Genomic DNA, 6540 nt, shown 5'->3' with positions numbered 1-6540 from the left:
ACTTTTGACTTCTTCTAACTTCTTCCTTCTATAACCAATTCCCGATCAAAACAAAAGTTGACCAGAAGTAGGGGTGATCGAATTCTAAATTTACCTCCTCTGTTTGAGCGTCTCGTAAAATTTTTTGTTGTGCTCGACGCAAAGCTTCTGCTTTCGTAATTTCTGGGTCGACCAACTGTTCATACAAATTTTTCATCAGCACAGCAGTTGCTTCATCACTCACATACCACAGACTAGCAATAGTACTTCTTGCCCCTGCCCTGACTGCAACTCCCGCTAACCCTAATGTTGCTCGTTCGTCCCCAGTGGCAGTACGACAAGCACTCAACACTAATAATTCTACAGGACGTGTTTGTTGAACGCCAGATTTAATCATACTTCGTAACTCTTCAACATTAATCCTATCATCCCAGGTCAGAATAAAAGTGTCTTCAACATTAGAACTAAATTCGCCATGGGTTGCAATGTGAATTACTTGGTAAGGAGTATCAGCAACTTCGGTATTAGCTTCATTTTCTGTAAACGACTCATTTAGCAAAATTTCACTAGAAGCTTGGGCTTGAATATCTTTTAACTCTTGTCTCACATTTGGCAGTGGTGGAAAACCTTGACGACTTTCAGTTATTCCCATACCCAGTACTTCTAGTTTCTTTCGTGCTAGTGGTTTAGGATCGATTAATTCTAGACTAGGAGCGATCGCCACATTATAGTTCTCAATTACATATTCCTGACCATCATAAAGACTAGCTAAAGGAATACTTCGCAACCTTCCTTCTAATACAAATACTAAAGTTTTTATCTTATTGTCTCGCAATAGCTCTTCAGCAGGATAAATTAGCCATTGATAAATTTCTGCAGCAGGTTCCAAATAATTTTCAATAAAAATTCGCTTTTGGGGAAATGTAAGAGCTTGTAGCATAGTTTCAACTTTTGAGTTGACTTCCGCTCTTGATATTTTAGTGCTGTAATAAACCAAAGGTTTTTCTGGTATAGCTAAGATTACTGCCAAGCGATCGCGCAAAACAATTGTATAAAAAATAGCTGCATTTTTGTCCACGCGGTCTACTTCTACAGGTTTGGCATCTAAACAAGAATTACGAAAAAAATTATCTAGTTCAGCTAACTGCAAAGCTTCAATTACTTGTCGTGCTTGTTTTAAATTTTTTTGACTAATATCTGTTTTTCCAGGTGTGGCAGGTTGTAAAAGTAACTCTACTAATTCACGATAAATAGGTTCTACACTATCCCTAAAATTAAACTTTAATTCTGAACTAATAGCAACTATATCACTCCGTAAAGCTTGGAGACTTTTTACTGATTGAGAATAAGCTACTATAGCTTCGTTTTTATTTCCTGTAACTGTCAAAATCCGACCTAATTGCCATTCCCACTGATAAACAATATCAGTAGCATTAATACCTTGAGCCAAAATCAAAGCTTTTTCGGTTAACTCTTTAGCCTCATTCCATTGCTGATTATTTTCATATAAAGTTCCTAAAGTTCCTAAACCATAAGATTCTGCTCTTGTATCTCCTAAATTCCTTGCTTGTTGTACTGCTGTAACTAAGTAATCAGCAATTTTTGCTGGTGAATATAATGGTTTCTTATTACCATTTGCTAAAACTTCTTTTCTGAATTCTATTAAATTCTGAGCCAGATTAATTCTGGCATAAATACCTGGTTGAGAAGCAGATAATTGATTTAACGAGTCATCTATATTTGTGACTAATTCTGTAGCAGTTAAATATTGCTTTTGTTTGATAGCTAGATTTAACTGATTGAGCATTGCTTGAATTTTAATTTCTACTATAGGTGATTCCTCAATAGCTCGTTTATAGAATAATTTAGCAGCTTGAGGATTATCTAAAAGAATTGCTGTATTACCTAAACTAATCCATGTTATGGCAATTTCTTCTGTCGCCTGTAAATTCTCAGCTATTACCAAACTAGACTCTAAAACTTTTTGAGATTCTGATAGTTGACCTATTCCTCGAAGTACATCACCCAAACTTTGTAATGCTTTTGCTTTAACTATTGTATCTGGTTGTTCCTCCAGATTTTGTCTAGCTTTTGTTAACTGTTTAAATGCTTGAGAATATAAACCCAAAGCTTGTAAAGCCTGAGCTTGATTAATTCCACTACGAGTAAACCCTAAAGAATCACCAATTTTTTCATAAATTTGACTAGCTTCTTTCCAAGTATCTAAAGCTGCTTCTGCTTGACCAATAGATAATTTTAATTGACCTTTTACTTCTAAGACACTAGCTGTAATTTTTTTGGTTTTTTGGGTTTTTGATATTTGTTGAATTAAATCTAAACAATTATTCAAGGCAATTTCAGTATCTTGCCATTTTCCTAGTTTTAGATAAACTAAACCTAAGTTTCTTAGCGCTCTGATCTGACTATAATTATCTCCTTGAGTGGCATAATTATTAATAGCTGCTTCTAACAGAGGTATACTAGCAGAAAAATCTCCTTTTTCAAAAAGTTTTTGTGCTTGTAGTTCTAAATTACTAGCTGATGCGGTCGGTGCTTGAGTTAGTATATTCCAATTAATTTGGCTGGTTGTGACTCGATTATTATTCAGGTATATAGCCTGAACTTGTTTAATTTGAATACCTAGAATTAAGGTAGAAGAAAGAAGAAAAACTTTAAGCATATATTTACTACAAAATAGGTATAGCGCTACGCGCAAGTCAGAAGTCAGAACTCAGAAGTAATCTCTGACTGAATTTGAGGATTTATCAATGTCCTAACCTATTTGCGTAGTGCTATAAAACATAAAATTTTATAAAACTATTTTTTGATAAATGGTATTATCTTATACCAATTTTATGTGAGGCTGCATAGAATTAGGTGTTAGGTCAACTGTTCCACTATCTCCTCATCTCCCGTTCTCCTGCTCATCGTTAATCTACAATACTTTGAAACAGTCCCACCCTCCCATCTAAGGTTTCAGGAGTTCCTTATAAGGGATAGCTTTTAGGGAGAGGTAATTATCAATTATCAATTATCAATTATTGAAAGCCGTTTTCATTTCGGTAGACCACAGTAGGGGAGACATTAGCAACAGCTCTACGCCAGCAAATGGCCATTTTTCCTACAGGTTTTTGGTTATAACGATGTGGTTTACTTCAACTAGGGTATAGCGTTGAAAATCCAGATTCTCAGCGAAAGATGAGAAACACACCAACCAGTATCATAATAATCCCTGATACCCTACTTGATGTTCTATAGGCTTTTACAGATTGAAGGAAATTTCTAGCCTTTTCGCCAAATAAAGCATATAACGTAGCAATTAGAGACATAATAACGGTAACAGTTACACATAGAGTTATGTAGATAGCAATAGTTAGAGAATTAACATTAATCACGCCTGGAAGTATTGAGAGGTAAAATAATATTGCGTGAGGATTACTCGAGGCAACTAGAAAACCACCAATACACTCTGTCCATAAGTCTTTTATCTCAATTTTGCTGGTAATAAGGGAGGTTGAAAGTGGCCGAGCAAAGTATTTTCTATAGCCTAAAAATACTAAATAAGAACCTCCTAAGACTTTTATCACCGAAAACAATCCTTCTGATTGCTGTGCAACTGTAGATAGCCCCATGACTGCTAAAGTAAGTAGCACTAGCTTTCCTGCAATAATTCCAATAGTAAAAGGAACTGTAGATACAATGCCATTGCTCAGCGATCTTGAGAATATTGAAACAACATCCGGTCCAGGAGTTGCTGCAGATGTGGCGAAAGTAATCGCAAAAAGCCAGATATCATTCAACATATACGTAAAGAGATTCAGAAAAAAACCAAGTAGTTTTCATTTTCTATGTAAATCAAATTTAAAATTCAAGGGTGCTCATAAAACCGGGATCAAGATCTGACTTTTACTCTTAATCTACCCTGTTGGCAATACAGAAGCTTGTACAAGCTTTGAAGACGGCAACGCTCTGCATCCTCAAAGTAGCCCACATAAGTCAAGGATACCCATCATTTCAGACAGAGATGATCCGGATACAAGCTACGCACCTGCTCCTTCCAAGCATTCAGTTTTGCATATGTGTAAAGTTCATCTCCCCATTTCTCATCTGATACTGGTAGAGGCTTATTCTCTATGATGAATTCTGATAATATATCATAAAACAAAACTAGACAGTAGGCACCAGCCCTGAGAGCTAGTGATGAAGCAGTCTCACAGTTCGGTATCGAAAAATACTTTGTTTCTATTATTTTTCCTTGGTCAATCTTCTTTGTCATGTGATGGCAAGTTACACCAAAATGAGAATCGCCGTTGTAAATGGCATAATGGTGACTACCAATCCCCCTGTAGCGGGGGGGAGCAGGATGAAAGTTGATTGCCCCTTTTGATGCTCTGTTAAGGATGGCAGGAGAGAGTATTAAATCACCTCTAAAAGATAATATTAAATCCCCCTCCCACGTATCTATCCTTGACGGATAAGGTTCACCGATATTCCAGAATATAGGAAACACATCTTTGAATATAGTCTTTGTATACTCATATGCTATATCACACCAACTTAGCCTATTACAGAGAAGCAGTACATTCAAGTTACAGGTTTGCATATTTGTCTCCTTGTTCGCCCTTTGCGCCTTTGAGAAGTTAACTACTTAGACTAATCTACTAGCTACGACTTTAGAAAAAAACAGGTTAAAAATAAGGTCAAACCTTTATACAGTAGTGCTTTTACCTTAAATCAAACACTTTCTTGATATTTCTAGGTTTCAGCCATTTTAAGCAAGTTCAGGTATTTTCCTTGCTAATACTGGGTTTGATGCCATTTTCAGTGTAAAAAATTAAAAAGTCCAGTTACTGCGTTGAACTGCATTGTTAATCATCTCAAAAATATCGGTAGTTTGGAAACCTCTAGCTTTAGCTAGGGAAGGAAAAACGCCCCGACGACTTCAGTAATTTCCACATTGCTAGTTTACGAAGTATGCCGCTAGGCAAAACAACCACATTGCCAGTACCGTACCATAGTACTTATACAGCAGTAGTTAACTAGGCGGTACTAAACTGCCACTACTCTTTCTGGCTAAAAGACCATTGAGCCTACTTTTTAAGTTATTCGTTGATTATAACACATTTTTTGACTACGGATTTTAATCCGTCGAGTAGTTTCTATCCACCGCTTAAAAGACAGTGGTTTCCCACTTACAGAAATTTTACGATGAAAATAGGCTTTGTTGCTATAATTAATTCATATCTGTAGTTAGCCGACAGATACGTGTTGAATATAGCAGTGACAAAAATATACGTTTATAGTAGGATATATACTAAGATATATAATATATAGATACATATTGGGAGAGTAATATTCCAGGAGACTGGCGACTTAAGTCACCAGAGCGTTTTTCCTACCCTAGCTAAAGTTATAGGTTTCCAAACTACCAAGATTTTTTAGATGATCAACAATGCAGTTCAACGCAGTAACCAAATTCTTGAGAATTTATCATTAAGTCTTTCTCAGAATGATTCATCTTACATAAGAGAGGCTTTACAAAGATATAGGGATGATAGAGTCACGCCAAGTATAGAAGACTTTATTTCAGATTCCCATGATATCATCAGGAGACTTTTGCCCTCAGAGACATACAAGAGAATTCAGTCCTTTAAGTATGGTCTGACAAAAGAGGGGTTTCTATTGCTACGTAATGTACCAATAGACGCTACCTTGTGCAACACTCCAGATGAGGAATTGCCAGATACATTTCATAGAGTCTCTAGGCTCAGTGAGTCATGTTTAGTTGGGATTGGCCAAATCATGGGGGAAGTTTTTAGTTACAAGAGCGAGAGAGAGGGAAGGCTAATTCACAATATCTACCCAAGAAAGAGTAAACAGACTGTTGCTTCTAGCGAGGGATCTAGTGTTCACTTGCACCTTCATACAGAGGACATTCATCTATTTCCGTACTTCCCCAGCTACGTATTATTCTTATGTTTAAGAGGAGAACCGCATCAAAGAGTCCACACTTATATATTAAGAGCAGAAGATATTATCCAAAAGCTTGACGAAGAGGTTGTTGAGGTATTAAGTGAACCTCGTTTCTATCATGAACCTCCTCCAGTCTTTGGGGATAGATCGATGCGCTCAGATTTAATGCCGATACTACAGGTTATCGACAAAGGGGTTCAAATCGGTGTTGAGTTAAACGATACTAAAGGTAGCTGTCCAGAGAGTAGAAGGGCTTTGAAGCAGTTGATTGAAATCTGCAACAAGAGCGAAAATTTAATCAAGGTTTGTCTTGAACCAGGGGATCTTCTTATACTCGATAATAGGAAGGTTCTCCATGGCAGAGAGCCTTTCCACTCCAGTTTTAGCACTAGCAAAAGATGGTGTCAGAGGGTCATAGTCAAGTCTGGTGACTTGTGGGAGTGGAGGGAAGTCATGGCTGGTACAAGATTACTTAACTTGTAGAGACCATACACCTTAAGTACCTCGATTGTTCTCCATGAGTAGGACTCTGTCTATTCCAAAAAGGATTTATTAGGGTGCCCGCGAGACCTCTAGGGTGCCATGCAA

At 37.0% G+C, this 6540-nt stretch carries 4 protein-coding genes; 1 reads left to right on the top strand and 3 read right to left on the bottom strand.

Going from position 1 to position 6540, the window contains the following annotated elements:
- Positions 1–28 precede the first annotated feature (28 nt).
- The 3 genes from AC3DU7_RS02305 to AC3DU7_RS02295 form a co-directional block, all read right to left on the bottom strand.
- Entirely contained in the window at positions 29–2659 is a 2631-nt protein-coding gene (locus AC3DU7_RS02305) for a CHAT domain-containing protein (protein ID WP_488037753.1), read from the bottom strand.
- Between the two features lie 508 nt (positions 2660–3167).
- Positions 3168–3782 carry a LysE family translocator gene (locus tag AC3DU7_RS02300; RefSeq protein WP_488037752.1) on the bottom strand — a complete coding sequence of 205 codons (615 nt, stop codon included), beginning with the start codon at positions 3780–3782 and terminating at the stop codon, positions 3168–3170.
- 206 nt (positions 3783–3988) lie between these two features.
- Positions 3989–4582: a formyltransferase family protein gene (locus AC3DU7_RS02295; RefSeq protein ID WP_488037751.1), complete on the bottom strand. Its 594-nt coding sequence runs from the start codon at positions 4580–4582 to the stop codon at positions 3989–3991.
- 839 nt (positions 4583–5421) lie between these two features.
- Between AC3DU7_RS02295 and AC3DU7_RS02290 the strand changes: the two genes are divergently transcribed.
- On the top strand, positions 5422–6435 hold the full coding sequence (locus AC3DU7_RS02290) for a TauD/TfdA family dioxygenase (RefSeq protein WP_488037750.1): 1014 nt from the start codon (positions 5422–5424) through the stop codon (positions 6433–6435).
- Positions 6436–6540: the final 105 nt, after the last annotated feature.

Source organism: Okeania sp. (genome assembly GCF_983059655.1).
Note: the sequence above shows the minus strand (reverse complement) of the source record. Positions and strands in the feature narration are given on the sequence as shown.

What these genes read in the sequence shown, in the direction of transcription:
- AC3DU7_RS02300 (WP_488037752.1), bottom strand. Translation starts at nt 3,782, where the DNA reads ATGTTGAATGATATCTGGCTTTTTGCGATTACTTTCGCCACATCTGCA.
- AC3DU7_RS02290 (WP_488037750.1), top strand. Translation starts at nt 5,422, where the DNA reads ATGATCAACAATGCAGTTCAACGCAGTAACCAAATTCTTGAGAATTTA.
- AC3DU7_RS02305 (WP_488037753.1), bottom strand. Translation starts at nt 2,659, where the DNA reads ATGCTTAAAGTTTTTCTTCTTTCTTCTACCTTAATTCTAGGTATTCAA.
- AC3DU7_RS02295 (WP_488037751.1), bottom strand. Translation starts at nt 4,582, where the DNA reads ATGCAAACCTGTAACTTGAATGTACTGCTTCTCTGTAATAGGCTAAGT.